The organism is Pseudomonas sp. RW407 (assembly GCF_003176655.1).
GTDB lineage: Bacteria > Pseudomonadota > Gammaproteobacteria > Pseudomonadales > Pseudomonadaceae > Pseudomonas > Pseudomonas delhiensis.
The window spans coordinates 1-353 of the sequence record NZ_QGSL01000074.1; the positions used below are offsets into that span (position 1 = coordinate 1).

Annotated in this window: 1 protein-coding gene; it reads left to right on the top strand. The window is 70.3% G+C overall.

Going from position 1 to position 353, the window contains the following annotated elements:
- The coding region (locus tag DK254_RS06505; protein ID WP_146219573.1) for an acyl-CoA dehydrogenase family protein at positions 1–353 on the top strand (353 nt) is incomplete at both ends.

Below are 353 nucleotides of genomic sequence, written 5' to 3' on the forward strand. Positions count from 1 at the left end.
GCCCGCGACCGCGTGGTGTTCGGCCGCCCCATCGGGCAGAACCAGGGCGTGCAGTTCCCCATCGCCGAGGCGCACATCGAGGTGGAAGCGGCCGACCTGATGCGCTGGAAGGCCTGCGCGGAATACGACGCCGGGCGCAACGCCGGCGCGGCGGCGAACATGGCCAAGTACCTGGCGGCCAAGGCCAGCTGGGAGGCGGCCAACGCCTGCCTGCAGACCCACGGCGGCTTCGGCTTCGCCTGCGAATACGACGTGGAGCGCAAGTTCCGCGAGACGCGGCTGTACCAGGTGGCGCCGATCTCCACCAACCTGATCCTCTCCTACGTGGCCGAGCACCTGCTCGAACTGCCGCG